26 protein-coding genes are annotated in these 26,350 nt (G+C 42.1%); 19 read left to right on the top strand and 7 right to left on the bottom strand.

Annotated features, from left to right (window positions below; genetic code table 11):
* Positions 1 to 21: 21 nt before the first annotated feature.
* The 5 genes from ACLTWA_RS02910 (at position 22) to ACLTWA_RS02890 (ending at position 6,656) form a co-directional block, all read left to right on the top strand.
* Entirely contained in the window at positions 22 to 957 is a 936-nt protein-coding gene (locus tag ACLTWA_RS02910) for an ArsR/SmtB family transcription factor (RefSeq protein WP_412326045.1), read from the top strand.
* 310 nt (positions 958 to 1,267) lie between these two features.
* Positions 1,268 to 3,151 carry a beta-glucoside-specific PTS transporter subunit IIABC gene (locus tag ACLTWA_RS02905; protein WP_412326044.1) on the top strand — a complete coding sequence of 628 codons (1,884 nt, stop codon included), beginning with the start codon at positions 1,268 to 1,270 and terminating at the stop codon, positions 3,149 to 3,151.
* A gap of 12 nt (positions 3,152 to 3,163) precedes the next feature.
* Positions 3,164 to 4,588 (top strand): glycoside hydrolase family 1 protein, encoded by a 1,425-nt coding sequence (locus ACLTWA_RS02900; RefSeq protein ID WP_412326043.1) that lies wholly within the window; start codon positions 3,164 to 3,166, stop codon positions 4,586 to 4,588.
* 23 nt (positions 4,589 to 4,611) lie between these two features.
* The gene (locus ACLTWA_RS02895; protein ID WP_412326042.1) at positions 4,612 to 5,469 is read left to right on the top strand and encodes a PRD domain-containing protein; all 858 of its coding nucleotides are present in this window, start codon (positions 4,612 to 4,614) and stop codon (positions 5,467 to 5,469) included.
* 11 nt (positions 5,470 to 5,480) lie between these two features.
* Positions 5,481 to 6,656, top strand: coding sequence for an MFS transporter (locus ACLTWA_RS02890; RefSeq protein WP_412326041.1), 1,176 nt, complete (start codon positions 5,481 to 5,483; stop codon positions 6,654 to 6,656).
* A gap of 75 nt (positions 6,657 to 6,731) precedes the next feature.
* Here ACLTWA_RS02890 and ACLTWA_RS02885 read toward each other — a convergent pair whose 3' ends face one another.
* On the bottom strand, positions 6,732 to 8,405 hold the full coding sequence (locus ACLTWA_RS02885; protein ID WP_412326040.1) for a S8 family peptidase: 1,674 nt from the start codon (positions 8,403 to 8,405) through the stop codon (positions 6,732 to 6,734).
* Positions 8,406 to 8,589: 184 nt separating this feature from the next.
* On the opposite strand from ACLTWA_RS02885, the gene ACLTWA_RS02880 reads away from it, so the two are divergent.
* From ACLTWA_RS02880 to ACLTWA_RS02870, 3 genes are read left to right on the top strand one after another with little or no spacing between them, the layout of a single operon-like run.
* Positions 8,590 to 9,174 carry a TetR/AcrR family transcriptional regulator gene (locus ACLTWA_RS02880; RefSeq protein ID WP_412326039.1) on the top strand — a complete coding sequence of 195 codons (585 nt, stop codon included), beginning with the start codon at positions 8,590 to 8,592 and terminating at the stop codon, positions 9,172 to 9,174.
* Between the two features lie 10 nt (positions 9,175 to 9,184).
* Complete coding sequence (locus ACLTWA_RS02875) at positions 9,185 to 9,439, top strand: zinc ribbon domain-containing protein (protein WP_412326038.1); 255 nt, start codon at positions 9,185 to 9,187, stop codon at positions 9,437 to 9,439.
* Positions 9,440 to 9,463: 24 nt separating this feature from the next.
* A complete protein-coding gene (locus tag ACLTWA_RS02870) occupies positions 9,464 to 9,784 on the top strand; it encodes a carboxymuconolactone decarboxylase family protein (RefSeq protein ID WP_412326037.1) in 321 nt (106 codons plus the stop codon).
* 89 nt (positions 9,785 to 9,873) lie between these two features.
* Here the strand turns inward: ACLTWA_RS02870 and ACLTWA_RS02865 are convergent, their stop codons facing one another.
* Entirely contained in the window at positions 9,874 to 10,425 is a 552-nt protein-coding gene (locus tag ACLTWA_RS02865) for a nitroreductase family protein (RefSeq protein WP_412326036.1), read from the bottom strand.
* An 87-nt stretch (positions 10,426 to 10,512) separates the two neighbouring features.
* On the bottom strand, positions 10,513 to 12,948 hold the full coding sequence (locus ACLTWA_RS02860) for a GH36-type glycosyl hydrolase domain-containing protein (RefSeq protein WP_412326035.1): 2,436 nt from the start codon (positions 12,946 to 12,948) through the stop codon (positions 10,513 to 10,515).
* Positions 12,949 to 13,242: 294 nt separating this feature from the next.
* On the opposite strand from ACLTWA_RS02860, the gene ACLTWA_RS02855 reads away from it, so the two are divergent.
* From ACLTWA_RS02855 to ACLTWA_RS02820, 8 genes are all read left to right on the top strand, one after another.
* A complete protein-coding gene (locus ACLTWA_RS02855) occupies positions 13,243 to 14,265 on the top strand; it encodes a LacI family DNA-binding transcriptional regulator (RefSeq protein ID WP_412326034.1) in 1,023 nt (340 codons plus the stop codon).
* Between the two features lie 23 nt (positions 14,266 to 14,288).
* Positions 14,289 to 15,692 (top strand): carbohydrate ABC transporter substrate-binding protein, encoded by a 1,404-nt coding sequence (locus tag ACLTWA_RS02850; protein ID WP_412326033.1) that lies wholly within the window; start codon positions 14,289 to 14,291, stop codon positions 15,690 to 15,692.
* A gap of 54 nt (positions 15,693 to 15,746) precedes the next feature.
* The gene (locus ACLTWA_RS02845; RefSeq protein WP_412326032.1) at positions 15,747 to 16,682 is read left to right on the top strand and encodes a carbohydrate ABC transporter permease; all 936 of its coding nucleotides are present in this window, start codon (positions 15,747 to 15,749) and stop codon (positions 16,680 to 16,682) included.
* The gene (locus ACLTWA_RS02840; RefSeq protein WP_412326031.1) at positions 16,682 to 17,521 is read left to right on the top strand and encodes a carbohydrate ABC transporter permease; all 840 of its coding nucleotides are present in this window, start codon (positions 16,682 to 16,684) and stop codon (positions 17,519 to 17,521) included. The genes ACLTWA_RS02845 and ACLTWA_RS02840 overlap by 1 nt, the downstream gene beginning before the upstream one ends.
* Positions 17,522 to 17,676: 155 nt before the next feature.
* Positions 17,677 to 18,696 (top strand): UDP-glucose 4-epimerase GalE, encoded by a 1,020-nt coding sequence (gene galE / locus ACLTWA_RS02835; protein WP_412326030.1) that lies wholly within the window; start codon positions 17,677 to 17,679, stop codon positions 18,694 to 18,696.
* A gap of 551 nt (positions 18,697 to 19,247) precedes the next feature.
* A complete protein-coding gene (locus tag ACLTWA_RS02830; RefSeq protein WP_412326029.1) occupies positions 19,248 to 20,570 on the top strand; it encodes a putative DNA modification/repair radical SAM protein in 1,323 nt (440 codons plus the stop codon).
* Positions 20,571 to 20,573: 3 nt separating this feature from the next.
* The gene (locus tag ACLTWA_RS02825; RefSeq protein WP_412326028.1) at positions 20,574 to 21,353 is read left to right on the top strand and encodes a TIGR03915 family putative DNA repair protein; all 780 of its coding nucleotides are present in this window, start codon (positions 20,574 to 20,576) and stop codon (positions 21,351 to 21,353) included.
* Positions 21,354 to 21,525: 172 nt separating this feature from the next.
* Entirely contained in the window at positions 21,526 to 22,653 is a 1,128-nt protein-coding gene (locus ACLTWA_RS02820; protein WP_412326027.1) for a YifB family Mg chelatase-like AAA ATPase, read from the top strand.
* Here ACLTWA_RS02820 and ACLTWA_RS02815 read toward each other — a convergent pair.
* The 4 genes from ACLTWA_RS02815 to ACLTWA_RS02800 all read right to left on the bottom strand — a co-directional run bounded on the left by ACLTWA_RS02815 (position 22,602) and on the right by ACLTWA_RS02800 (position 25,550).
* Positions 22,602 to 24,176, bottom strand: coding sequence for a recombinase family protein (locus ACLTWA_RS02815; RefSeq protein ID WP_412326026.1), 1,575 nt, complete (start codon positions 24,174 to 24,176; stop codon positions 22,602 to 22,604). The two genes, ACLTWA_RS02820 and ACLTWA_RS02815, sit on opposite strands and share 52 nt — an antisense overlap.
* Before the next feature lie 74 nt (positions 24,177 to 24,250).
* The gene (locus ACLTWA_RS02810; RefSeq protein ID WP_412326025.1) at positions 24,251 to 24,418 is read right to left on the bottom strand and encodes a hypothetical protein; all 168 of its coding nucleotides are present in this window, start codon (positions 24,416 to 24,418) and stop codon (positions 24,251 to 24,253) included.
* A gap of 76 nt (positions 24,419 to 24,494) precedes the next feature.
* Positions 24,495 to 24,806 (bottom strand): hypothetical protein, encoded by a 312-nt coding sequence (locus ACLTWA_RS02805; RefSeq protein ID WP_412326024.1) that lies wholly within the window; start codon positions 24,804 to 24,806, stop codon positions 24,495 to 24,497.
* 60 nt (positions 24,807 to 24,866) lie between these two features.
* Positions 24,867 to 25,550 carry a helix-turn-helix domain-containing protein gene (locus ACLTWA_RS02800; protein ID WP_412326023.1) on the bottom strand — a complete coding sequence of 228 codons (684 nt, stop codon included), beginning with the start codon at positions 25,548 to 25,550 and terminating at the stop codon, positions 24,867 to 24,869.
* 156 nt (positions 25,551 to 25,706) lie between these two features.
* On the opposite strand from ACLTWA_RS02800, the gene ACLTWA_RS02795 reads away from it, so the two are divergent.
* The 3 genes from ACLTWA_RS02795 to ACLTWA_RS02785 are packed head-to-tail and all read left to right on the top strand — an operon-like array spanning position 25,707 to position 26,315.
* A complete protein-coding gene (locus ACLTWA_RS02795) occupies positions 25,707 to 25,898 on the top strand; it encodes a helix-turn-helix transcriptional regulator (protein ID WP_412326022.1) in 192 nt (63 codons plus the stop codon).
* Between the two features lie 55 nt (positions 25,899 to 25,953).
* The gene (locus tag ACLTWA_RS02790) at positions 25,954 to 26,142 is read left to right on the top strand and encodes a hypothetical protein (RefSeq protein ID WP_412326021.1); all 189 of its coding nucleotides are present in this window, start codon (positions 25,954 to 25,956) and stop codon (positions 26,140 to 26,142) included.
* Complete coding sequence (locus tag ACLTWA_RS02785) at positions 26,139 to 26,315, top strand: hypothetical protein (protein WP_412326020.1); 177 nt, start codon at positions 26,139 to 26,141, stop codon at positions 26,313 to 26,315. The genes ACLTWA_RS02790 and ACLTWA_RS02785 overlap by 4 nt, the downstream gene beginning before the upstream one ends.
* The last annotated feature ends 35 nt before the right edge of the window (positions 26,316 to 26,350 follow it).

Here is a 26,350-nt window from a genome sequence, read left to right as displayed (position 1 = left end):
GAATCAAGGAAAGGAACTGTTATGCTGTACATCAAAAATTTAGAAGAAGGGCGGAAGGTTTTTAATGCCCTGGGGTCAGAGCTTAGAATTGAAATCATAAAACTGCTGATGGAACGCACGGAGATGAATATGAATGAGCTGGCTTCCAGTCTTGGTGTGACAAACGGAGCATTGACCAGTCATATCAGAAAACTGGAAGACAGCGGAATCATACGGGTGATTGCAGAGCATAATGGCCACGGGAATCAGAAAGTCTGCCGGGTAAATGTGGACCGTCTGCTGGTGGATATTGCACCGAAGCAGAGTGACGACGGAAAAAACACCTACACAACGGATATAAAAGTGGGCTGCTTTTCTGATTACCGGGTGCTGCCTACCTGTGGTCTGGCCAGCAGCCGGGCGATCGTAGGAGAAGTTGATGATCCACGCTATTTTGCTCATCCGGACCGGTTTAAAGCAGATATTGTCTGGTTTACCAAAGGATATGTGGAATATATGATCCCCAATATGGTGCCGCCCCATAGGCAGATCGATCAGGTGACGATTTCTTTGGAGCTTGGCAGTGAAGCGCCTGGAGTGAACAATGACTGGCCCTCAGATATTACCATATGCATCAATCACGTGGAAGTGGGAATGTGGACCAGTCCGGGGGATTTCGGCGATGTTCAGGGGATATTCACACCGGACTGGTGGTTTCCTAACTGGAATCAGTATGGTCTTTTAAAGATGATTGTGGTAAATCAGTCGGGAACGTTTATTGATGGATTAAAGATATCGGATGTGACGATCCTGGATTTGAAGCTTGGCAGGCGCGATCCCCTGAAACTAAGGCTTGAGGTAAAAGAAAATGCCGCAAATGCAGGCGGATTAACCATATTTGGATGTGCTTTTGGTAATTACAATCAGGACATTAAAGTCCGGGTTCATTATAGCCCGGTAAAAGAGGAAGGAGTTTGACGGTATGAAACGATGCGTGTCTTGTAGAAATTCGACAAAAAACACCTATAATATTTGTGTTAAATGTAGAAACACCTAAAATGTTGTTGCATGATTGTAAAAATAGTGTTATATTATGGTTAAGTTGAAAACAACTAAATATAATAATTATGAAGACGTGTTACTGGTAATGCAGGCAAGATCGGATTAAACGAATGGATGTAAGACGGATGGGGTATTTTGTCTTATAAAAGGTCGTTTAATTGGGTCTTTTTCTTTTGTCATTCCGGCCGGATGATGATTATGAAACTACTTGAAAGGGGTTTTGAATATGAATTATAATCAAATAGCCAGGGACATCTTAAAAAATGTCGGTGGTTCTGGTAATGTAAAGGGGTTGACCCATTGTTTCACAAGATTAAGATTTCAGTTAAAGGATTCAAAGAAAGCCAATAAAGAGACAATCGAACATTTGGAAGGTGTCATATCCGTTGTGGAAAGCGGAGGACAGTTCCAGGTGGTACTTGGAACAAAAGTAAATCAGGTTTACGATGCCCTTGTTCCCATGTTATCCATTGATGAAACCACAGAAATCAGCGAAGAAAAGGTATCCATCTGGAATCGTATACTGATTGCAGTTTCCGCAATGTTTACTCCCATGGTTCCTGCAATCGCGGCTTCCGGACTTTTAAAAGGATTTCTTACCATAGCAAAGATCGTTGCAGCCAGGCATGGTGTGGATATTACCTTAAATCAGACATATACGCTGATCATGGCTGGTACGGATGCTCTGTTTTATTTTATGCCGGTAATTCTTGCGTATACCAGTGCCAAGGTATTTAAAGCCAATGAATTCATTGCCATGGCGCTTGGCGGTACCATGTGTTATCCTGCGGTTGTAGCACTGATGACTGGACAGGATGCAGTAAGCATGTTTGGCATTAGCATCACAAAGGCAAGCTATGCATCCTCTGTAATTCCGATCATAATCGGTGTTTTCATTCTCTCCTATGTACAGAAATTTTTAGAAAAAGTAATTCCTGAAGTATTAAAAATCATTTTAGTTCCAGGTTTATCACTTCTTGTTATGATACCGGCAACCTTTATGGTTTTTGGACCGATTGGCATCTACATTGGTAATGCGATTAACTTTGTTTATACAGGCATGATGAATTTAAGTCCGGCAATCTGCGGCGCTTTTATCGGCGGTATGTGGTGCGTATTTGTTATCTTCGGAGCGCATAGAGCACTTCTTCCGATCGGTATTAATGACGTTGCCCAGTTTGGACATCAGAATCTTCTGGCTTTTGCAGGTGCTGCCAACTTTTCACAGGGTGGAGCTGCACTGGGCGTTATGTTAAAGACCAGGAATAAAGATTTAAAGACAGTAGCAGCATCCGCCGCGATTTCTGCTTCTGTCTGTGGAATTACAGAACCGGCGATTTACGGCTGTAACCTGCGTTTAAAAAGACCGATGATATATGCCATTATCTGCGGAGCCATCGGCGGAGCGATCATGGGCATTGGCGGTGTATACGGTGATTCCTTTGCCAACAACGGAATTCTTACCTTTGCAACTTATGCGGCATTTGGTATGAAACCATTTGTATATTACTTAATTGGTGTAGGCGTTTCTTTCTTTGGCGCAATGGTACTTACGTACCTGTTCGGATTTGATGAAATGGAAGATAAGAAAAAGAAAGCAATTGCACCGGCAAAAGAAGAAGCTGCAGAGTCAGAGGCAGCAGCGGAAGCAGATTTATTGATTAGCTCCCCGATCGAAGGGGAAGCAGTTTCCATGACAGAAGTTAATGATGAAGTATTTTCTTCCATGGCATTAGGAAACGGCATTGCGATTATTCCGGAAAAGGGTGAGGTCGTTGCCCCGGAAGACTGTACCGTAACCTTAATCTATCCGACCCTTCACGCCCTTGGCCTTATGCTGGATAATGGGGTCGAAATGATCATTCACGTTGGAATCAACACCGTTCAGCTGGAAGGAAAACATTTTGAGAAGTTTGTAGAAGAGGGAGCTCATATTAAAAAGGGAACAAAGATTCTGTCCTTTGATATCGATGCGTTAAAGAAGGAAGGCTATGATACCATTGTTCCGATCATTGTCAGCAATACTCCCGTATTTCAGCAGGTTTCCGGAATTACAGGCAAGAAGGCGACACTCAACACATCTGTCATTGCTATCAAAAAAAATCAGTAAAGGAGTCTTATTATGGATAAAATCAAAGCGAAGTTTCCAGATAACTTTTTATGGGGGGCGTCTTCTTCCGCATTCCAGATTGAAGGCGGCTGGGATGAAGGCGGCAAAGGCCCTACAGTTGCTGACATAAACTCCTTTAAGCGTTCCCATCTGCAGGCAGACAGTAAGGTTGCCAGCGATTTCTTCCATCACTGGCCAGAGGATATTGCTCTCATGAAGGAGATGGGACTCGACATTTACCGTTTCTCCATTGCCTGGGCCAGGATCATTCCGGATGGTGACGGGGAAATCAATCAGGAAGGCATCAGGTTTTATAATGATGTGATCAATTGTCTGCTGGATAACGGCATTCAGCCGTTCATTACCCTGTACCATTTTGATCTTCCTTATAAACTGGTTGAAAAATACAATGGCTGGGAATCCAGAGAATGTGTAAAAGCCTTTGAACGCTATGCAAAGATTTGTTTTGAGGCATTTGGCGACAGAGTCACCTACTGGCAGGTCCACAATGAGCAGAACCTTATGGTCCGTGTGGACGAGCGGGTAAATATTACTGCAAAAGACAGCTGGGAAGCAGACCGCCAGAGAGCCCAGATGGATTACCACATGTTCCTGGCGCATGCGCTGGCAGTGAAAGCGTGTCATTCCATAATTCCGGAAGGAAAGATCGGTCCGGCAGTATCTTCTACCTGCACCTATCCGGCGACCAACCGGCCGGAAGACGTGTGGGCAGCCAGGTTAAATGACTGGTTTAAGACAGATTATTGTCTGGATATGCATTACTACGGACGCTATCCAGGATACTATATGCGTTATCTGGAAGAACGGAATATCGTTCCGGTCATGATGCCGGAAGACGAAGAGATTTTAAAAGATGCAAAGATGGATTTCATTGCGCTTAATTATTACCGTACCCTTTGTGTCAGCTACCTGCCGGCAGATGATGAGCATCCGGTTGGAGAAAGAGCGTTCCCCATCAATCAGGTTGATTTTGACCAGTACGGATATTTCCATCATCTGAAAAATGAGCATCTTGCGTCCAGTGAATACGGGGCCCAGATCGACCCCTTAGGCCTGCGTACCGTTTTAAATAACTATTATCAAAAATATCATCTTCCGCTTATCGTTACAGAGAATGGACTCGGAACTGCTGATACCCTGACAGAAGACGGAAAGGTTCATGACGATTACAGGATCGACTACTTAAGAGAGCATATCCTTGCCTGCAGCCAGGCAATCGAAGACGGAGTTGAGATGATGGGCTATTCCCCATGGTCTGTAATGGACTTACTCAGCTCCCACGAGGGATTTAAAAAACGTTATGGTTTTATTTATATCAATCGTGAAGATCATGACTTAAAAGATCTGCGCCGCATTAAGAAGGACAGCTTTTATTGGTATCGCCGTGTCATTGAAACGAACGGGGAAGAACTCTAAATAGCAGAAATGGGGTTTTGGTTATGAGGGTTGTTAAGGTAATGAATAATTCTCTGCTGCTGGCACTTGATGACAGCGGCAGAGAAGTAATTCTGATGGGAAAAGGAATTGGATTTAACAAATCCATCGGACATCATTTAAAAAATGAAGACATTGAAAAAGTTTTTGTCTTAAAAGACCGCTCCATATCCAAAAACATCATCCGTCTTGCATCTGAAATTGACAGTACTTATTTTGAACTGGCCAAGCAGGTAATTGATTATGCGATTGAAGCCTATGGAATGGTGCTGATGGAGCATATATATCTGGGACTAACGGATCATCTTTCTTTTGCTGTAAAAAGATACAACGAGGGGATTTTTATACAGAATTTTTATACACAGACCTTAAAGCGCTTTAATCCAAAGGAATATCAGGTCGGCTTATATGCCCTGCAGCTTGTGAGGGAGCAGCTGCATGTGGAATTGCCCCAGGATGAAGCCGGCAGCATTGCCTTTCATTTTATCAATGCCCAAACAAACAACTCTTATAGCACAGACAACCAGGCGATATTTGAGACCGTAAAAGGGATTTTGGATATTGTAAAATATAATTTTTCCATTGTTTATAATGAAGATGGGATTGGATATACCCGTTTCGTAACCCATTTAAGGCTTTTTGCACAAAGGCTTGTGAACGGCAGTCAGGATTTATATGATTATGAGGATTCTTTTTACACGCATGTAATTGAAAGCTGTCCAAGAGAATACGAGTGTGTCAGGAAAATCGGGATATTTATTCAGGAAAAATTTGATTCCAGACTATCCAGACAGGAAGAAATGTATTTAACGGTCCATATCCACCGGATATTGGAAGAATACTCTCAGCAAAACAGGAAATGAAGGGATAGAAATTGAACGATCAAACTTTTACGCGCAGGCAGGAAATCCGTTTTCTCGCTATGGTTTCCCTGTTTTGGTTTGCGCAGTATGTATACATCCCCTATCAGACGACTTATCTGACTCTTTTAGGTGTCAGCAGTGCTTTTACCGGAATGGTCGTAGGAGCTTATGGGATTACCCAGCTGGTATTTCGGCTGCCCATAGGACTTTGTGCGGATTCCATTGGAAGGCATAAATGTTTTATCATGGCAGGAACGTTGTTTTCAGGCCTGGCCTCTTTGTTTCGGATTTTCTGGGACAATGGAATTGGATTTTTGGCAGCAAATCTTTTCTCAGGCCTGGCATCAGCCATGTGGATTTCTTTTATGGTGTTTTACACCAATCACTTTTCAGCAAAAGACCAGCAGTCGGCCACCAGCAGGATTGTAATGTTTAACAACTTTGGAATGCTTGTGGGATTTTTATTAAGCACCATTGGCTATGGCACCATCAAAATGACGGGAATCTGTATTCTCAGTGTGTGTGCCGGACTGCTTGCCTTTGTTCTTTCGCTTCAGATCAAGGAGCCATGCAGAAAGATTGAAACAATTCATACAAAGGATCTTCTTTCCGTATGCAAAATCAAACGGTTATGGTTATTTGCCATTCTTGCTTTGATCCAGCAGGGAATTCAGCTCACAACTGCCATGTCGTTTACCAATCAGATCTTAAAGGATCTTGGAGCCTCCGACGGACTTGTTGGAATGTCTTCCATCATATATATGATTTCTGCCGTAGGCTTTGCTGCGTTTGCGTCTACGTTTCTCTGTTGCAGGAAAGGACCCAGATTTTGGATACCTGCAGTTTTTGTCATTGTATCTGTATACTGTATCCTGATTCCATCAACAAAAAGCATAGCAGAGCTTATGCTGCTTCAAATACTTCCGGGAATGTCCACCGGTATTCTGTTTTCTTATATCACTTCAGAGGCAATGTGTGGAATTCCTGCAAAAAAGCGTTCCACGGCCATGGGACTTTTTCAGGCGGTTTATGCCTTGGGAATGACTACATTTCCCATATTTACAGGAAGTCTGGCTTCTGCCTTTGGCATCCGGTTTGGATATCTGGTGCTGGCAGGACTTGCCTTTGCGGGAACCGCAGTATCTGCAGGATACTATATCATTAAAAATAAAAACAGCAGAAAATAATTACATACAAAAAGGGAACGATTTCACAGTTTGACTGTAAACCGTTCCTTTTTGTATTTTACTTTCAGGATGGATTCATATGGCAGAAATCCGCTCGAACAAATTATAAATATCAATCTGCCCGTATCCCCAGGTATTATTAGGATACGTAAAGGAATCGCATCGTCTGGCACCTCTGACGATCATCCGGTTCACTAAAAGTCCGGTAACCGATGTGTGGTTTCCTCTGCAAAAGCCCCATTCCATCACTATAGCGGCAGCTCCGGCAGCGTGTGCTGCGGCAGCTCCTGTGCCGGTGAGGATTCCATATCCGTGATTGGCAATGGCACAGGGGATATGGTAGCCCGGAGCTGCAATATCGGGAACGATTTCGCCGAATCGTGTATACCCCCTTCCGGATTCTTCCAGAATTTGATTGTCAAACTGGTTATAGGCGGCAACTGTAAGCGGGTTTCTGGCATTTCCCGGCGCTGTGATCGTGGTAGAAGAGGTAGAATTAAAAAAGTATGTTTCCTGGGAAAGCAGATTCCCGGATGGCAGCCAGGAGTGAATGGAAAATGGTTCATGTTCCATGTTGTGAAGCTTAAAAAACCAGGGGCCGGGAATGGGATTTTCAAAACGGACCAGAATAAGCTGGTCACCGGATTCCCCGTCCATATTGATATTGTTGACCAAAATCCGGGTATTTCCATAAAAGAGCTGGTAGTTTTTGCAGCTGTTGCCAGAGGGGGACTCTTCGTGGATAAATTCTCCGTCAGGAGATGCAATATCAAGAAGAATCCTTCCTGGAGGGAACGGCCAGATTTCCATGGAAAATTTTTTATCCGGCTTTCCTGCATTTAGATAAAAGCCGTGTTGAAATGGCGGTGAGGCAATGCTGTGATAATAGTGTCTGCCTTTGTTTCCTTCGTTTCCGGCAGCAATTGAAACATCGGTTTTTGGCAGACTCACAATAAAGTCAATATAAGAACTGAGAGCTCCCCGTCCGCTGTGCCCGCCCTGGCTGCTGCCGAGCGCAATGCATATGACAAGCGGGCGGTTTAACTGTTCGGAAACAGAGATAAGATACCGGATTCCCAGTATAATATCTGATTCCTGGTAACAAAGAGCATCTTCGGGTACAAAAAAAATGTTCTTTAAGTTTTTTTTTGCTTCTTTCAGTTTTACAACAGCCAGTTTCGTTTGTGGTGCCACTCCTGTAAAGGATGCATTCTCATCCGGTGTCCCGGAAGCAATGCTTGCAATAGCGGTTCCGTGTCCGTTTGTATCAGTGGTTGGTACGATGCTTAAGGGGACAGATGATTTCAATGCTGTATTAATATGATTTTTTCCGTATTCAGAGCCAAAATCAAATCCTTCCGGAAGCTTTCCGCTTTCATCTGTCTGGTCCCAAATGGAGAGGATGCGTGTGGTTCCGTCGTGATTGCGAAAGGCAGGATGCTGGTAATCTATGCCCGTATCTATGATTCCGACAATGACACCCAAGCCATAAAGCTTTAGATGGGATTGCCTCTGGACATTTCCGATGCCTGATTTTTCCACACTTACCTTTGATGAGAGCGTAAAAAGAGAAGGAAAACTGTCATAGGAATGAAGTCCTAAATCACATGCGTCCATGTTACTTTTATGTATATGGAGCAGGGAGTGCTTTTCATTCAGTCTTGTTATGTTATTATCGTTATTAAAATTCGGAACCAAAGCGTTGTTTATAATAAAGTCATAATATTCATTGTCCAGAATTTTTTGCATAAAAAAGCCTCCTATGCCTTTAAGACGCAGTATATATATATTATATGCAGCTGGTATGGGGGGCTTGCATGAAAGTTATGCTCCGGGGTTCCGTGAATAAAGCAGCAAATATATATGTTTGAATTGACATTTGAACTATATGGGATTATAATGAGTATATACTCAATGAATGGTTGGTCAATATATGAAATCAAAAAGACAGTTGCAAAAAGAACAAACAAGACAAAACATCATGGAAACCGCATACCGGGTCTATACAGAAAGAGGGTTTGGGGCTGCAACAGCGCTGATTGCAAAGGAAGCAGGAATTTCTCATGGGGCAGTTTTTTCTCATTTTTCTTCGGTGAATGAACTGCTGGAGTGTCTGATTGAAGAGTTTGGACATGCTCTTGCAGTGGAAATCCATGATCTGGCGGAGGCCAGCGGCAGCGTAGAGGAACTTTTGCAGATTCATCTGCAGGTTTTGATACGCCATGAAGGCTTTTATACCCGCCTGATTACAGAGAGAGCCCTGCTCCCTTTGGAAGTTCAATATACGTTTTCCAATACTCAGTCGGCTTTTGCACATCACTTTGGACGGATTTTAGAACAGGAGATTAAGAATCATAAAGTAAAAGATATTCCCGTGCACTTGCTGCTTCATACCTGGCTTGGAATGATTCATTATTATCTGTGGAACAAAGACCTTTTTGCGCCGGGAGCACCGGTTTTATCACGATATTCCCAACAATTGATGGATACGTTTTTAAAATTAATAAAAGATAAATAGGAGGAAGCAAATGAAAACCTGTATTGCCTGTGGTATGCCCATGGAAAAGGCATCTGATTTTCCGGGAGGGGATGAGAAGAAAGATTATTGTATTTATTGTGCAAGACCGGATGGAACCATGCAGTCTTTTGAAGAGAAAAAAGCCGGGATGACAGAATTTATTATGAAGACCCAGGGATTTGATGAGTCAGTAGCCTTAAAGACAGCCATTCACAGTATGAAGAAACTTCCTGCCTGGAAAAATTATTTCAAGGAGCAGGATTGATCGTTGAAGAGAGGAGATTAGGAGATGAAGGTAAGCAATGCATTTGCAGCATTTGCAAAGGAGGTACCGGATGTTCATCAGGCATGGATGGAAACAGTAGGAAAGCTTGATACAGCCAGCACGCTGGATAAAAAGACAAAAGAGCTTGCATATATTGCAGTTATGGCAGCGGTACGTCTGGAAAGCGGACTTCCTTTTCATGTGCAATTGGCAAAGTCTCATGGAGCAACAAGAGAAGAGATTATTAGCAGCATTCTTGTAGGACTGCCTGCGGTTGGTAATACAGTGATCCAGTCACTTCCCATTGCATTGCAGGCTTATGATGAAGGGAATCAGAACGAATAAAATCATATCAAAAAAAATCCCTCTTTCTCCCGGCTCCCGGCTTTGGTTAAAAGCTTGGAATCTCATGAGAAAGAGGGATTTAAATTTATTTACTTTTCCGGAGTTTTCCCTTCTTTTATTCCTTCAAAGGAATCAAAGAAAACGGTATGCTCCCGGTCATAACGTTTTTCGTGAAGGGGATGGGGATGGCAGTCTTCTCTTGGATAGCCAAGGGGAAGCAGAGCCGCCGGAATCAGGAAATCCGGAATATGAAAAGCAGTCCGGATAGCTTCCGGATCAAAATGTCCTACCCATGTTGTACCTAGCCCTAATTCTGCTGCCTGAAGCATCATATGAGTGGTGACAATGCTGGCATCAACCATGCCCATATCCGCCTGGTCGTAGGACCTTTTCCAGCTTGCGGTAGCATCGTAGCAGACCAGCAAGGCCATGGGAGCATGAAAATGGTAGATGGTACAGGATTTTAGCTTGGCCAGATTTTCTTCGCTGCTTAAAACAAGAATTCTCTGGGGCTGATAGTTGACAGCGGTAGGAGCGACTCTTCCTGCTTCCAGAATCAAGTCCAGTTTTTCCTGTTCCACTTTCCGGTCGCTGAACTTCCTGACGGAGTAACGGTCTTTCACCAATTGTAAGAAATCCATAATAATGCCTCCTTATTCGTTTTTGCATTTTATTATAGCATAAAATGGATGAAAGGGCAAAGCCAAAAATCGGCCTTGCCCTTTTCCTTATGCCAGGTTAAGCGAAATGTGATATTCTTTTTTTCCTTCTATATAAGGAATTTCATTTCCTTTTATTAGTTCCCCGTCAACCAGGAGCCCTTTCATCTCATTGCTGGCGCTGCGGTCATTGTTTACATGGATATGGTAGTCAGCTCCCCGGAATTTGCGCACAGCAGAAAATTCCTTGATGGTATCGGGGAGACAGGGATCTATGATTAAGCCGTGAAAGCCCGGGCGGATTCCAAGAATATGCTGGGTGATACTGACAAACGTCCATGCAGCGGTTCCTGTAAGCCAGCTGTTTTTTGCCTCACCAAAATTCTTGGCATCCTTTCCGGCAATCATCTGGGAATAAACATAAGGTTCTGTTTTGTGAATCTCACTGATTTCTTCCGTATAGGCAGGACAGGTGCGGCTGTATACTTCAAAGGCCCGGTTCCCTCTGCCAAGCATTGTCTCCGCAATGGTGATCCAGGGATTGTTATGGCAGAAGATTCCTGCATTCTCCTTGTAGCCGGGCGGATAGGAAGTGATTTCCCCTAAATGCTTGTGGTAAATGGAATAGGCTGGTTGTAAGATTACAATACCATAAGGCGTATCCAGTCGTTCTCTTACGCTGTCTAACGCTTGTTCTGCAAGGCCTTCTGTAATGCCGATGCCACCCATCACACAAAATCCCTGAGGTTCAATATATATCTGGCCTTCTTCGCAGTCTTTGGAACCTACTTTTCCACCAAAGGCATCATAGGCTCTTAAAAACCATTTTCCATCCCAGCCGGCATTAAGAACTGCATCGTATACCTCCTGAACAGAAGCCTCCGCCTGCAAGGCTTCATCAGGCAGCCCTGTCATACGGCATATCTGAGCATATTCTTTGCCATATTTCACATACATTCCTGCAATCATGACTGATTCTGCCACAGGACCTTCGGAGGGGCCGCTGGTCTGGAAGGATTCCCCCGGCTCGGTAGAAAAGCAGTTTAAATTCAAACAGTCGTTCCAGTCTGCCCGTCCGATGAGGGGCAGACCGTGAGGGCCTAAATGGGATTTGGTATAACCAAAGGAACGGCGTAAATGTTCCATAAGGGGCTGGCTTTTGGAAGTATCATTGTCGAAGGGTACCGGTTCCTTAAGAATGCTCCAGTCTCCGGTTTCACGAATATAAGCGGATACTCCGGCAATAAGCCATAAAGGATCGTCATTAAAACCGCTTCCGATATCTGAGTTCCCTTTTTTTGTAAGAGGCTGGTACTGGTGGTACGCACTTCCGTCTTCAAACTGGGTGGAGGCGATATCTATAATTCTTTCCCGGGCGCGTTCCGGTATCATATGTACAAAACCAAGGAGGTCCTGGCAGGAGTCCCGAAATCCCATTCCCCTTCCGGTGCCTGATTCGTAGTAAGATGCGGAACGTGACATGTTGAATGTGACCATACACTGATACTGGTTCCAGATATTTACCATGCGGGCCGTCTTTTCATCTGCCATAGAAACGTAAAAGGTGGAAAGAAGATTTTCCCAATACAGTTTCAGCTCGGTAAGTGCCTGCTCGGCCTGGGCGGCAGTGCCGTATTTTTTCAGAACGGACTTTGCAGGCTGCTTATTGATAACATCAGGAGCACTCCACTTTTGACCGTCAGGGTTCTCCGCGTATCCTAAGAGAAAAATAAGCACTCGTTCTTCCCCTGGTTCCAGATGAATGGACAGCCGGTGAGAGCCGATGGGGGACCAGCCGCTTGCCATGGAATTTCCTGAGCGATTTTTTTGAATCATGACAGGCTCTTTGTTTGAACCGTAGGTTCCTACAAACGTATTTCTATCCGTGTCAAATCCGTCAATATCTGCGTTTACAGAATAATAAGCAAAATGATTCCGCCGTTCCCTGTACTCTGTCTTATGATAGATGACGGACCCTTCTACCTCCACTTCTCCGATGCTCAAATTACGCTGAAAATTCGTCATATCGTCCATGGCATTCCATAAACAGAATTCCACATAAGAATAGAACGTAAAATCTTTGGCTTCATGGCCTTCATTTTTAAGTGCCACCTTATGAATCTCGCAGGTATCCTGCAGGGGAACAAAGGCAGTGACTTCGGCCTTTAACCCGTTCTTTTTTCCGCTGTAGCGGGTATATCCAAGGCCGTGGCGGCATTCATAAAAATCCAGAGGCGTCTGAGAGGGCTGCCAGCCCGGATTCCAGATCGTTCCGTTATCATTGATGTAATAGTAATGGCCGTTGCTGTCCAGAGGAACATTGTTATAGCGGTACCGTGTAATTCTTAGCAGCTTTGCATCTTTATAAAAGCTGTAGCCGCCTCCGGTATTGGAGATCAGAGAAAAAAAATCCTGGCTTCCCAGATAATTGATCCAGGGAAGCGGAGTATCAGGAGTTGTAATGATATATTCTTTTTCCTGGTCATTGAAATAACCATACTTCATAATAGGAAAACTCCTTTCGGCTGAACGTTGTAATTTACTTGGTCTGACATTTTACGAAAACGATTAAGTAAAAGCGTTTAGAGTCATAACCCAATAATATCGTATCAGGCAAAAAAATACAAGAGAAAAATTTTGCATGATGGAATTATATTTTTAAAATCATAAGTAATAATATACAAAATATAAACGTATAATCTATGGAAATTATATAAAATCATAAAAGTATATTGATTTTCTTAGAAAATGGGAGTATAGTGAATATACGAAAACGATTAAGTTAAAAGGACGAGACATATGATTTCTATGAAAGAACTGGCACAGTATTGCGGAGTATCCATTGCCACAGTGAGCAAAGCGCTCAATGACCAGAGCGATATCGGTGAGAGCACAAAAAACAAAGTAAAGAAGGCGGCGGAGAAGTTTGGATATTATCCTAACGCAGCGGCAAGGTCTTTAAAGACGAATAAAAGCTACAATATCGGCGTTTTATTTGTAGATGAGGCAAACAGCGGCCTTACCCATGAGTATTTTGCATCAGTGCTGGAGGGGTTTAAGGTGGAAGCAGAGAAACAGGGATATGATATCACCTTCATCAACAGTCAGATTGGAAAGAAAAAAGTTTCCTATTACGAGCACTGCAAGTACCGGAATGTGGATGGGGTGGTAATCGCCTGTGTGAATTTTGACAACCCGGAGGTAAATGAGCTTCTGGCCGGTGACATTCCGGTGGTCACCATCGATCATATTCATGAAAACTGTTCTTCTGTTTTATCTGACAACGCAAAAGGAATTGAAATACTGCTGGAACATGTTTATAAAAAGGGACACAGAAAGATCGCATACATTCATGGACAGACAAACACAGCTGTTACAAAGGCAAGGCTCACCAGTTTCTACCGTTTTATAGAAAACCACCAGCTTGAAATACCGGACAGTTATGTGATTGAGGCAGATTATCTGGATGTGGAGGAAGCGGCCGCATCAACCAGAGCGCTGCTGGACAGGAAAGATAAGCCTACCTGCATTCTTTATCCCGATGATACCGCTTTGATCGGAGGCCTGAATGAAATACGGGCGAGGAATTTAAGGGTTCCCCAGGATATCTCCATTGCCGGATATGATGGCAGCCGGGTTTCCCAGCTTTTAAACCCCAGATTGACCACCATACGCCAGGACACAGCGGCCATCGGCAGGCAGGCAGCAAAAAAATTGATAAGCACCATCGAGAAACCCAAAACTACATTTACAGAGCAGATCATTGTGGAAGGAGAACTGCTCATTGGGGAATCGGTTGGAAATGCATATGTATTAAAATAGTTTTATAAAAAAGGAGAGGTAAAATGAAGAAGAAGGTAATCAGTGGATTGTTATGTGCAGTTATGGCAGTGTCATTGACTGCAGGCTGTAGCTCTCAGAGTGCCCAGAGTCAGGACACAGGCAAAGAAAGTGCTAAAGAGGGCACAAGTAAGGTGGCAGCAGAAGAAGGGGCAAAAGGCAAAGAGGGGAAGGTTATAAATATTTATGTCTGGAACGATGAGTTCAAAACCAGATATGAAGATTATTATGCCTCAAAGCTGCCTGAGGGATATACAGTAAACTTTGTGACGACTCCAAGCGAAAACAATGCATATCAGAATGCCCTTGACGAAGCGCTGCTGAATCAGGCGGACGCGAAGCCTGATGATAAAGTGGATATGTTCCTCGTAGAGGCGGATTATATATTGAAGTATGTGAATTCAGACAGCACCATGGATTTAAAGGAACTTGGAATTACGGATGAGGACATGTCCAAACAGTATGAGTACACAAAGGTCATTGCACAGGATTCCAACGGACGCCAGAAAGGTATTTCCTGGCAGGGCTGTCCCGGACTTTATATTTACCGCCGTTCGATTGCAAAAGAGGTTCTTGGAACCGATGATCCGGCAGAAGTACAAAAGGCAATCAATGACTGGGATTCCTTTGATAAGACTGCAGAGAAGATGAAAGAAAAAGGTTATTATATGGTATCTGGTTTTGATGACACATACCGTACCTTTTCTAACAATGTCTCTGCTCCCTGGGTAGATGGTGACAAAGTAGTCATTGATCCCAATATGGAAAGATGGATTGAGCAGACAAAGAATTACACAGACAAGGGGTATAATCAAAAAACCGTTCTCTGGTCAGCAGAGTGGGCATCAGGCCAGGGACCGGAAGGAAAGGTGTTTGGTTACTTTATGCCGGCATGGGGCGTGGATTTTACTATGGCTAAAAATTCCCTTGCAAAAGCAGAAGCAGACGGCGGAAAACAGGAAGCAGGAAATGGTTCATTTGGTGACTGGGCGGCAACAACGGGACCGGAGTCCTATAACTGGGGAGGAACCTGGATGTGTGCGGCAACCGGAACCGACAATGCGGATATTGTGGCAGACATTATGAAGACGATCTGCTGTGATGATGATACCATGAAAAAAATCGTTGAAGAGAAGAATGACTTCGTAAACAACAAAGTAATTATGGAAGAACTGGCAAAAAGTGATTATAAATCGGCATTTCTTGGAGGCCAGAATCCTTTGCAGATGTACTGTGATGCGGCAGAAAAGGTTGATATGAGCAAGATATCTCCTTATGATCAGGGGCTCAATGAAAGCTTGCAGACCGCCATGCATGATTATTTTAACGGAACTGTTGATAAAGAGACGGCGTTGAAGAATTTCTATACCGCAATTAAAGAAAAGTACCCGGAATTAAAAACCGAGTAGCTGTAACCTGCAGGGCGGAAACTTCCGCCCTGCAAATAAACAGGAGGTTTTGCTATGGTAAAAGAAAAAAAGGCAAAGACCAGAAAAAAAGTCAGCTATGCAAAATGGGGATATATTTTTCTGATCCCCTTTTTTGCCACTTATTTGATATTTTCCTTTATTCCACTGGTGAATACGTTTTATAACAGTCTGTTTGAGAACTACCGTTCCGGGCTTAAACAGATCGGCCCTGAGTTTGTGGGATTGCAGAATTATGTATCCATTTTTCAAAGCGATCTGCTGAAATATCTTGGCAATACCATGATATTGTGGATCATTGGTTTCATTCCTCAGATTGTTATCTCATTGATTCTGGCCGTATGGTTTGCGGATTTCCGGCTGAGAATTCGGGGAAGCAGCTTTTTTAAGACGATTATTTATCTGCCCAATGTCATTATGGCCGCTTCTTTTGCCATGCTGATATTTGCACTGTTTTCTGATGATGGACCGATGAATCATCTGCTGATAAAGCTGGGATTTACAAACAGTCCGGTCCGTTTTTTGGCAACTGTTTGGGGAACGAGGGGATTGATCGGCCTTATGAATTTTATGATGTGGTTCGGAAATACCACGATTCTTTTGATGGCAGCAATCCTTGGTGTGGATGCTTCCTTGTTTGAAGCGGCTTCCATGGATGGCGCAAAATCCCTGCAGATATTTACAAAAGTGACCATGCCTGTGATAAAACCTATTTTTATTTATGTTCTGATCACATCCATGATCGGCGGCCTGCAGATGTTTGATGTTCCCCAGGTGCTGACCAATGCAAAAGGATCTCCTGACAGAACCAGCATGACTTTAATTATGTTTTTAAACAATCATTTATACAGTAAGAATTATGGAATGGCAGGTGCTCTTTCCGTAATACTGTTTTTCATAACGGCGGCCCTCAGTCTGGTGGTATTTTTTGTGCTGACGGATACCGGTAAAAAGAAAGGGGGTAGCAACTGATGAGCCGAACGGCAAAACTAAAAAAGGCTGTAGTTTATACGGTGCTGTCACTTTTGGTATTTTTGTGCCTCTTCTTCTTTTATTGCCTGGTGATCAATGCTACAAGGTCTCATCCGGAGATTTCCAAGGGGTTTTCATTTATACCGGGGAAATCATTTGCTGCCAATCTATATCATGTACTGCATAATGAAAATCTTCCTGTTTTACATGGGATTTTAAACAGCCTTATAATAGCAGGAAGTTCTGCAGCCTTATCCGTGTATGTTTCCGCAATGACGGCATATGCGATTCATGCCTATGATTTTCGCTTTCGCAAGGCGGTCTACCTGTTTATTATCCTGATCATGATGATCCCGACCCAGGTAACCACTCTTGGATTTTTAAGACTCATTAACAACATGGGCCTGATGGACAGTTTTATTCCTCTGATCCTGCCGTCTATGGCAGCCCCGGTGGTATTTTATTTCATGGTTTCCTATTATGAAAGCAATCTTCCTCTGGAAATTGTAGAATCTGCCAGAATTGATGGTTCCAATGAATTTTATACCTTTCATTTTATTGTAATGCCGATTGTTAAACCGGCGCTGGCGGTACAGGGGATATTTGCATTCGTAGCTTCCTGGAACAACTACTTTGTTCCGTCTCTTGTTCTTAAGTCCAATGAAAAAAAGACGCTGCCGATTTTAATTGCCCAGCTCCGAAGTGCGGATTTTTTGAAATTCGACATGGGGCAGGTCTACATGCTGATTACCATTGCCATTGTTCCTGTAGCGGTCATTTATCTGTGCCTGTCAAAATTCATCATCGGAGGAGTAACTGCAGGAAGCGTAAAAGGTTAAGAAATTAATAATATTATATGAAGATTTTGACTGATATCGGATCAAATCGAAAAAAGCGAAAAAAACTATAGGTTTTTCTTAGAATTCTGCATTGCCATTTTCAGTTTCTCTGCTTATAATATTTAAAGACATACATATTTGAAGGAGGAAACAAAATGGGAATTTTGGTTACTGGAGGTGCTGGCTATATTGGCAGCCATACCTGTATCGAGCTGCTGAATTCGGGTTACGAAGTAGTGGTAGTGGATAATCTGTGCAATTCCAGCAGGGAATCCATGGAACGGGTGATGGAAATCACCGGAAAAAAGCTGACTTTTTATGAAGCTGATCTATTGGACCGTGATGCGCTGGAGCGGATATTTGAAAAAGAGACGATTGAGGCGGTTATTCATTTTGCAGGACTGAAGGCAGTGGGAGAGTCTGTAAGCAAACCCCTTGAATATTATCATAACAATATTACAGGAACTCTGGTTCTCTGCGATGTAATGAGAAATCATGGCGTAAAGAGCATTGTATTCAGTTCTTCTGCGACTGTATACGGGGACCCTGCATTTGTTCCGATTACAGAAGAGTGTCCAAAGGGGGAGATTACGAACCCGTACGGACGTACCAAGGGCATGCTGGAGCAGATTTTAACTGATTTACATACAGCAGACTCCCAGTGGAATGTAATGCTTCTTCGGTACTTTAACCCAATCGGTGCTCATAAATCCGGACGCATTGGTGAGAATCCAAAGGGAATTCCCAACAACCTTCTTCCTTATATTACTCAGGTTGCAGTTGGCAAATTAGACTGCCTTGGCGTGTTTGGCGGCGATTATGATACTGCTGACGGCACCTGCGTCCGTGATTATATTCATGTTGTGGACCTGGCAGATGGCCATGTAAAAGCCTTAAAGAAGCTTGCTGGCGGCGAAGGCGGAGTCTGGGTATATAACCTTGGCACAGGCATTGGCTACAGTGTACTTGATGTGATTCATGCCTTTGAAGAAGCCAATGGTTTAAAGATCCCTTATGTCGTGAAGGACCGAAGACCGGGAGACGTTGCCAAATGCTATGCAGATCCTTCAAAGGCAGAAAAAGAACTTGGCTGGAAAGCAAAACACAGCTTAAAGGATATGTGCTGTGATTCCTGGAACTGGCAGAAGAACAATCCGGAAGGTTATACGAAGTAAAGAATTACAGAAATTATTCCATAAAGAAAGCAAAATAGAAGCTTGCGCGGCCCTTAAACAGTGGCCGCGGTATTTTGCTGCCTGATTATAGAAGAAATAGACCATGTGGCTTTCACATATTTGAAAACCTGTTTTTACAGGAGATTAATTAAGGCAATTACTGTTTGAATGAAAAAACAGAAAGTCTCCCGCATTTAAATAAGAAGAAATCCGCCTGAAATAGCTTTCAGGCTTGTTGCTTATTCGGTGGTATTTATGGAATGATCATATCAAAACAGTTATTTGACTGCTGTAGTCTTTCTTTGTAAAAGCAAAAGCCAAGCAGGTTTTTTTCGGCCATTTGCTTTAAACCAATCCTTTACTGAATCATTTTATTAATTTTATCTGATTTCTATATTCACTTTCTTTTTTATCTGATTTCCCCCTGGAATGTGTTGATCAAAAAGTGGGAATTACATCCAATTCAGAACATATATTCGAAAAAGGCTTGAAATGATTTATTTTTTGTGCTATCATAAAAGAAAAAAAGAACGTGCGTTCGAGGAGAGGAAATGCTGATACAGGAAGAATTAAGTGTTCAGGAAAAACTTGAAATATTATCAGATGCTGCCAAGTATGATGTGGCCTGTACCTCCAGCGGTGTTGACCGGAAAGGCAAAGCCGGTACTCTGGGGAATGCAGCAAAAGGTGGTATCTGCCATAGCTTTTCCGCAGATGGCAGGTGTATTTCTCTGTTGAAAATATTATTTACCAATCAGTGTATTTATGATTGCAAATATTGCATTAACCGAAGTTCCAATGACGTTCCGAGGACTGCTTTTACTCCGGAGGAAGTATGTCAGCTGACCATACAGTTTTACCGGAGAAATTATATTGAAGGGTTGTTTTTGAGTTCCGGAATTTTACACAGCCCGGATTATACCATGGATTTAATATACCAGACGTTGAAAAAGCTGAGAGAGGAATACCATTTTCATGGTTATATTCATGTAAAGGCCATACCAGGTGCAGACCCTGTTTTAATCGAGAAAACAGGATTTTTGGCGGATCGTATGAGCATTAATCTGGAATTGCCTACGGCAGAGGGGCTTAAAAAACTGGCACCGGGTAAAAGCAGAAGTAAAATTCTTGCACCAATGAAACAGATTCAAAAAGGGATTACAGCCAACCGGTTTGAATTAATGGAATATAAGAAGGCACCGGCTTTTGTCCCTGCAGGTCAGAGCACGCAGATGATTGTGGGAGCAACTCCGGAAAATGATTATCAGATGATGATGGTTGCTGAGGCACTGTACCAGAAATATGATTTAAAAAGAGTATTCTATTCGGCCTTTGTTCCGGTGAATCAGGACAGCAGTCTTCCCTCGCTTCCAAGCGGACCTCCTCTTTTGAGAGAGCACAGGCTTTATCAGGCAGACTGGCTGATGCGGTTTTACGGTTTTCAGGCAGGGGAATTGCTTTCTGAGGAGCGGCCTAACTTTAATGTACTTTTGGACCCAAAATGTGACTGGGCATTGCGGCACCTGGAGTTATTTCCGGTAGAGATTAACCGGGCGGATTACTACACACTTTTAAGAGTGCCGGGAATGGGAGTAAAATCAGCGCAGCGGGTGATAGCGGCAAGGAAAAATGGAGCGCTTGATTTTGATGCATTAAAAAAGATGGGAGTGGTATTAAAGCGTGCGGTATATTTTATTACATGCTCCGGAAGAATGATGTATCCGACAAAACTCGAAGAAGATTATATTTCCAGCCATTTAATCGGAGAGGAAAAGAAAAAGGTCTGGGATATCAGTTCTTCAGGCACTTACAGGCAGCTCTCTCTTTTTGACGATACGAATACTTTGCAGCTCACCGGATTGGGAGGCGTTTAATTGATGAAAACAGTCTATTTATGCGAGAACAGTGTGGAAGGGATACTGAGTGGCGTATATACCGCATGGACCAGCAAAAAGGGCCATAATAATGTGAAGTTGCAGATTGTGGATGAAGTGGGCAACATGGAACTGTTCTGCCAATATGAAGAAGTGCCTGCCAGCCGGGAAAATGCAAAGAAAGTGGTACAGGCAATTAAGGAAAAGATATCTGCAGAGGCTTATACTGCCGTTTATAAAGCAGCTCTCAGTGTGGATTCGGACCGGGCAGATAAGATTTACCGGTTTTTGGTTTATGGGTTTCATATTGGTTCCTCCATTGTTACCATGCTGCAGGTACAGGAGGTTTATGACATATTTCAAATGTGCCGTTTTATCGACAATGAAACTCATCTTCTTACAGGATTTGTGCGCTTTATTGAGATGGAAGGAGACCTTTTGGTAAGTCGGATAGGGCCAAAGAATGATGTGCTGGTACTTTTGGCTCCTCATTTTGCAGACCGAATGTCAAATGAAAACTGGGTAATATTTGATGAAAAAAGGAAAAAAGCTGTACTTCATCCGGCAAACCGCCGGTGGTTCTTGGCGGATCTTAGTTCTTCGGAATGGGAAACAAAGTTAAAAAAGGCTTTTGAAGAAGATGAATATGAGGATCTGTTTAAACGTTTCCGAAAGAGTGTGACAATCAGGGAACGAAAAAACCCGACATGCCAGCAAAACCATATGCCGCTTCGTTACCGCCCTTACATGCCTGAATTCTCTGACGGTTTAAGGGATACCTAAGGGGGATGGTGCCTGTGCGGTGTCAACACTTGCGAACAAAGGTCTTGTCTTTTCTTTCCTTTTGGGTTATGATGAAGTCAGGTTCCTTATCGGGAACATTCCATGTGCATTTCTGCACGTATATCCATGAAAGAAGAATTATAAAACTGAATAAGGAAAGGATGAGACAACTTTGTACAGCAAGGTTCATAGTGTTGGCATTACAGGAGTGGAAGGGGTCCCTATACTGGTGGAAGCAGATGTAAGTGACGGCTTACCGGGATTTTCTATGGTTGGGTATCTGTCTTCCCAGGTAAAGGAGGCTCAGGACAGGGTCCGTACTGCATTAAAGAATTCCGGATTCAGACTTCCTGCAAGAAAGGTCACTATTAATCTATCTCCTGCAGATATCCGTAAAGAAGGAACTGCATTTGATCTTCCCATCGCAATTGCCATATTGACGGCTTCCGGTCTGGTGGATGCCTCTCTTTTGGATAAATGCGTGATTTCCGGTGAATTGGGGCTTGATGGCAAAATCAAACCGGTTCATGGCGCACTTTCCATTACTGCGGCTGCAAGAAAGGACGGAAAACCGTTTTGCTTTCTCCCGCAGGAAAATCTAAGAGAAGGCTTAATAATAGAAGGAATACAGATTATCGGAGTAAATCATTTGAAAAAAATAACGGATGTACTCAACTCTCCAGAAATGCTGGAACAAAGTGAGAGCAGGGAAGTTCCAATGATCAAACAAGCAAAAGCATATGATGTCGATTTTTCTGAAATTGGAGGACAGCTGTTGCTCAGACGTGCCACAGAGGTGGCTGTGGCGGGAATGCATAACATTCTCTATATTGGTCCCGCCGGTACCGGAAAATCAATGGTGGCCAGGCGTATTCCTACAATTATGCCTTCGCTGTCCCTGGAAGAGATTATAGATATTTCAAAAATATACAGCGTCAGCGGTCTGCTTACTCCAGAAGCCCCCCTGATGATCAGAAGACCATTTCGTAGTCCCCATCATACCATAAGCCCCCAGGCCCTTGCCGGCGGCGGGCGAATACCCAAACCAGGAGAAATCTCCCTGGCTTCCGGAGGCGTTCTGTTTCTGGATGAATTTCCTGAATTTCAAAAAAACACCATAGAGATATTAAGGCAGCCTCTGGAGGAGGGAAAGATTACCATCTCCAGGATTCACGGAGCTTATGATTTTCCTGCTGATTTTATGCTTGTGGCGGCTATGAATACTGGTTTATATCTATGCGGATATAATTATAACTTAGGAATCTTAGGAAATACGTGGAGTTTGAAAGCGTCTGAATGACCTCGGCCTTTTTCTGTTTTTACGTATACCACCTTATCTAATATATCTCTCAACATACTATTCTTTTCTTTAGCAGACTCGTATGACCAATACTTTTCAATAACTGTCTGTATTTTGGGTAAAAGAGTTTTTTGCGCTTCTTGATATCTTTGAACTTTTTCGTATTCTTCTTTGGAAGACACGAGACGTTCTTCAAGTGCAGATATTAAATCCTTCAAGGAATAAGATCGCTCGTTGAATTCTTCAACACTATATACACCTTTTTCCAATAAGTCATATACAGATGAGAGCTGTTTTTTAGCAGTCTCAAGTTCTTTAGTTGCTGCGTCAATTGATATAGTAAGAGAATGGAGTAAGAGAGTATTATCCTTATTATCTGTCGGATTATCAATAATGTAACCATCAGTCCACTGTTTTAAAACTTCAATGAGACGATATTCAACCAACTCAACATATGCTCCTACACATGAGCAGTTGACATTTGCACAGAATAAAGCTCGTTGGCCGGAACTGTCAGCGGAACGTAGCCTTAAATTTTTGCCGCATAAACCGCATTTAACTATATTACAAAGTGGATTCTGCATTTCTGCTGCTCGCCTAAGATGGGGAACTTGTTTTTGTTTTCTTCTTTCCAATGCTTTTTGAAATAGCTCACAACTAATAATTGGTTCATGAAGTCCATCAACCACAAGTTTATCGGGATGATTATTCATTTCAATAGTTATTAATTCTCCATTTCTTACTTCTTTCTGTTCACGTCGTTTCATGAAAACAACTTTACCAGTATATGTTTCATCTTTTAATATTTTAGTAATATGAGATTGGTTCCATTGGCAATTGAACTGATTGACGTATCCCATTTCATTAAGTTTTGCCGCAATTACTTGAGATCCAGCTTCAGTCCTTTTTCCATTATCCCAGAATCCATTTACGTACATATCATAAATTAGACGAACTATATCTGCTTGTTCTGGAATGATTTCAAGTGAATATCCTTTTTGTTTCGGAAGTTTGTATGTACGATACCCATAAGGAGGGTTCCCTCCAACGTATTTACCCTCACGGACAGAATCAAGCCGGCCGTTCCACAAGCGACGTTTTATTTTCCGGTATTCACTTCTTCCCATCATCAATCCATATTCAGCATATTCTTCATCAAATTCGTTGGTAAAATCATATGTTTTATATGGAGTTATAATTTTGGTTCCGGAATATTTAAAAGTATTCATTACTATTCCCTGGTCAATGCTATCGCCGCGGCACAGACGGTCCATATCAATGACTACAACTCCATTATATTTACCTGTCTCAACAAGCTGCAGGAGTTTAAGCATTTCAGGTCTTGCGGCTATGGAATCCGCTGAAACAATTTCGTAAAATACCTGGGAAACGGCAATCATCTGATCACGGCAAAAGGAGTCTAATCGTTCCTTATGCCGGTTTAATGTTTTCATGACATCTTCATCGACAAAATCCCGGTCAGCACGGGATTTTCTTAAATACATTAAATATAAATCTGACATTGCGTTCAGCCTTCTTTCTGTAAATATTTCAACTTACAAGGTCTCACAATTTTCGAGGTTAAAAAATCCATAGGCTATTTTAGATCAAACTCAAGACTGTTCTCCATTTTTCCACGAAAGAAAGTCATGTATTGCTTTAATAAGAATTTTGCGTCTTCTTCAGACAACTCGTCTACCAATTCATTACGTTTTTCTGTATCAGCTTCAAATATGATTGCAGTGGCTCTTTTTACAGATATCATATCATAGCTCCTTTAAATTATGTATTCCTGCAATGTGGCAGGCTTCTCTTTGGTAAATGACGTTCCTTGCTTAAATCTAGGCCACTTCATTAAAGTCCAATTGACTAATTCCCTCATTAATATTTTCTAGTAATTCATTTTTATCAATGAAAGAAATCCATGATTCCCTAAAATCTGATTTTATTTCATTTTTCAATTTATTATAGAGTGGCTCCATTGCCGCTTTCCACATATCATAAGTGGCCTTTTCAACTTTTTCATCACTCCACCGACTTTTTGCCGGACGTTTTAAGTTTTTCTCTATTTGGAACTGATTAGCTTTACGCATAAAGGTGTTATAACTTTCCAGGTATTTTTCCATATACTCTAAAAATTCTTTGTATTTCATGATAAATCCGTTTCCTTTCTCAAATAATATAGGTTCTGCAATTTAATGGGATATAATAAATTATTTTACATCACTTTGAAATGCTACGGCTTTACCCAATATTCGAACATGGTTTAAAGTTTCGTTCTGCAATATGATGTCAGAGTATCTAGGGTTTTCGGGTTTTAAAATAACCATATTTTGTTCAGGGTAGTAGTTTATTCTTTTTAAAGTTGCTTCGTTGTCGATGATAACGGCAGCGATTTCTCCGTTTTCAACTGTTTCTTGTTTCTTAATAAAAACAATATCCCCATCAAGAATACGAGCGTTAATCATACTGTCGCCATGTGCCTTTAAGCAAAAGTCAGCGTCTATATCTGTACCGGATATAACATATGATTCCCTGTCCTCGTTACAGAAAATTGGTTCTCCACAAGCAATTTCCCCGAGAAGAGGGTACTTCTTAAGTTCTATGGGGAAAACATTTGAAATGTTAATAAAGTCAGCTGATTTATTTTCATCTTCTAAGCTAATTTCTTGTTCACCATCTAACAGCTTTAGAAGTGAATCAACATCCATATTCATTCCAGAGGCGATTTTCTTAATTGTAGGTAATGTAGGTGCAATAGGTTTGTTATTTCTAGGATTCGTATTGTTCTCTAGCATAGAGATATATCCTTTGCTTAGAGAACTCTTTTTGGAAAATTCATCCATGCTTATTTTATTATCTTCTCTGTACTGTTTCAATATATCTCCTAATGTCATTTTCGACCTCCAAAGTGTTGTTTAACATATTGTACATCAGCAATAAAAAAAAGTCAATAAAAAATGTTCAACATGCTTGACAACTAAAACCCAAAGTGATATTATACAAATAGTTCAACATGGTGAACTAAAAAGGAGAACGAAAGGAGCAACTATATGGGTTACAAGATTAAGGAAAAACGAGAGGAATTAAAGATGTCCCAGGTTGAATTATCTCAGAAATCTAACGTTTCAAGAACTATAATTTCGGGCCTTGAAAATGGTACTATCAAGGTAACAACTACAGAAACATTGTTAAAACTCGCCAAAGCGTTGAACGCTAAAATAAGTGATATTTTTTTAGAATAAATGTTCAACATGCTAAACGGATTTGAAAAGGGGAGATAAGTGAGGAGGTGGATCATTGAAAGTCCAGGAAACAAAAATCGGAAATTCAATTATCGAAGTATACGATGATTGCATACTTGATTCGGAAGAACTTGAAAAGTTGCTCAAGAAAAGCGGCATTAGTAGAGCCAAGGGAAGAGAGAGTCCTACACAGATGGCATCTCTTGACCCCGAATCTAAAAAGGAGGAGGTAAAACTCGCATGAAAAAGTTTGACATTTTGTGGACCCCGGCTGAAATTAATAGCTTGTCCATAAATGCATTGGAGAAAGCTTTTGATTCTGGAAATTTAGATATGCTGCTAATAAACGATGGTTGTGTTGTAGGCTATGAAAAAGCAGAAACCCCAGGAGCGGCAACTCCCAGGGAATCAATGTAACAAGAAAATAATTTACACCCTTATTATAAACGGGG

This window comes from Lacrimispora sp. (assembly GCF_046972725.1).
GTDB lineage: Bacteria > Bacillota > Clostridia > Lachnospirales > Lachnospiraceae > Lacrimispora.
This window is presented reverse-complemented; position numbering and strand designations above follow the sequence as displayed.

Bases quoted from the DNA above. Each gene is read 5' to 3' on its own strand.
- ACLTWA_RS02910 (WP_412326045.1), top strand. From the start codon at position 22: ATGCTGTACATCAAAAATTTAGAAGAAGGGCGGAAGGTTTTTAATGCC.
- ACLTWA_RS02905 (WP_412326044.1), top strand. From the start codon at position 1,268: ATGAATTATAATCAAATAGCCAGGGACATCTTAAAAAATGTCGGTGGT.
- ACLTWA_RS02900 (WP_412326043.1), top strand. From the start codon at position 3,164: ATGGATAAAATCAAAGCGAAGTTTCCAGATAACTTTTTATGGGGGGCG.
- ACLTWA_RS02895 (WP_412326042.1), top strand. From the start codon at position 4,612: ATGAGGGTTGTTAAGGTAATGAATAATTCTCTGCTGCTGGCACTTGAT.
- ACLTWA_RS02885 (WP_412326040.1), bottom strand. From the start codon at position 8,405: ATGCAAAAAATTCTGGACAATGAATATTATGACTTTATTATAAACAAC.
- ACLTWA_RS02880 (WP_412326039.1), top strand. From the start codon at position 8,590: ATGAAATCAAAAAGACAGTTGCAAAAAGAACAAACAAGACAAAACATC.
- ACLTWA_RS02875 (WP_412326038.1), top strand. From the start codon at position 9,185: ATGAAAACCTGTATTGCCTGTGGTATGCCCATGGAAAAGGCATCTGAT.
- ACLTWA_RS02870 (WP_412326037.1), top strand. From the start codon at position 9,464: ATGAAGGTAAGCAATGCATTTGCAGCATTTGCAAAGGAGGTACCGGAT.
- ACLTWA_RS02865 (WP_412326036.1), bottom strand. From the start codon at position 10,425: ATGGATTTCTTACAATTGGTGAAAGACCGTTACTCCGTCAGGAAGTTC.
- ACLTWA_RS02860 (WP_412326035.1), bottom strand. From the start codon at position 12,948: ATGAAGTATGGTTATTTCAATGACCAGGAAAAAGAATATATCATTACA.
- ACLTWA_RS02855 (WP_412326034.1), top strand. From the start codon at position 13,243: ATGATTTCTATGAAAGAACTGGCACAGTATTGCGGAGTATCCATTGCC.
- ACLTWA_RS02850 (WP_412326033.1), top strand. From the start codon at position 14,289: ATGAAGAAGAAGGTAATCAGTGGATTGTTATGTGCAGTTATGGCAGTG.
- ACLTWA_RS02845 (WP_412326032.1), top strand. From the start codon at position 15,747: ATGGTAAAAGAAAAAAAGGCAAAGACCAGAAAAAAAGTCAGCTATGCA.
- ACLTWA_RS02840 (WP_412326031.1), top strand. From the start codon at position 16,682: ATGAGCCGAACGGCAAAACTAAAAAAGGCTGTAGTTTATACGGTGCTG.
- galE (WP_412326030.1), top strand. From the start codon at position 17,677: ATGGGAATTTTGGTTACTGGAGGTGCTGGCTATATTGGCAGCCATACC.
- ACLTWA_RS02830 (WP_412326029.1), top strand. From the start codon at position 19,248: ATGCTGATACAGGAAGAATTAAGTGTTCAGGAAAAACTTGAAATATTA.
- ACLTWA_RS02825 (WP_412326028.1), top strand. From the start codon at position 20,574: ATGAAAACAGTCTATTTATGCGAGAACAGTGTGGAAGGGATACTGAGT.
- ACLTWA_RS02815 (WP_412326026.1), bottom strand. From the start codon at position 24,176: ATGTCAGATTTATATTTAATGTATTTAAGAAAATCCCGTGCTGACCGG.
- ACLTWA_RS02810 (WP_412326025.1), bottom strand. From the start codon at position 24,418: ATGATATCTGTAAAAAGAGCCACTGCAATCATATTTGAAGCTGATACA.
- ACLTWA_RS02805 (WP_412326024.1), bottom strand. From the start codon at position 24,806: ATGAAATACAAAGAATTTTTAGAGTATATGGAAAAATACCTGGAAAGT.
- ACLTWA_RS02800 (WP_412326023.1), bottom strand. From the start codon at position 25,550: ATGACATTAGGAGATATATTGAAACAGTACAGAGAAGATAATAAAATA.
- ACLTWA_RS02795 (WP_412326022.1), top strand. From the start codon at position 25,707: ATGGGTTACAAGATTAAGGAAAAACGAGAGGAATTAAAGATGTCCCAG.
- ACLTWA_RS02785 (WP_412326020.1), top strand. From the start codon at position 26,139: ATGAAAAAGTTTGACATTTTGTGGACCCCGGCTGAAATTAATAGCTTG.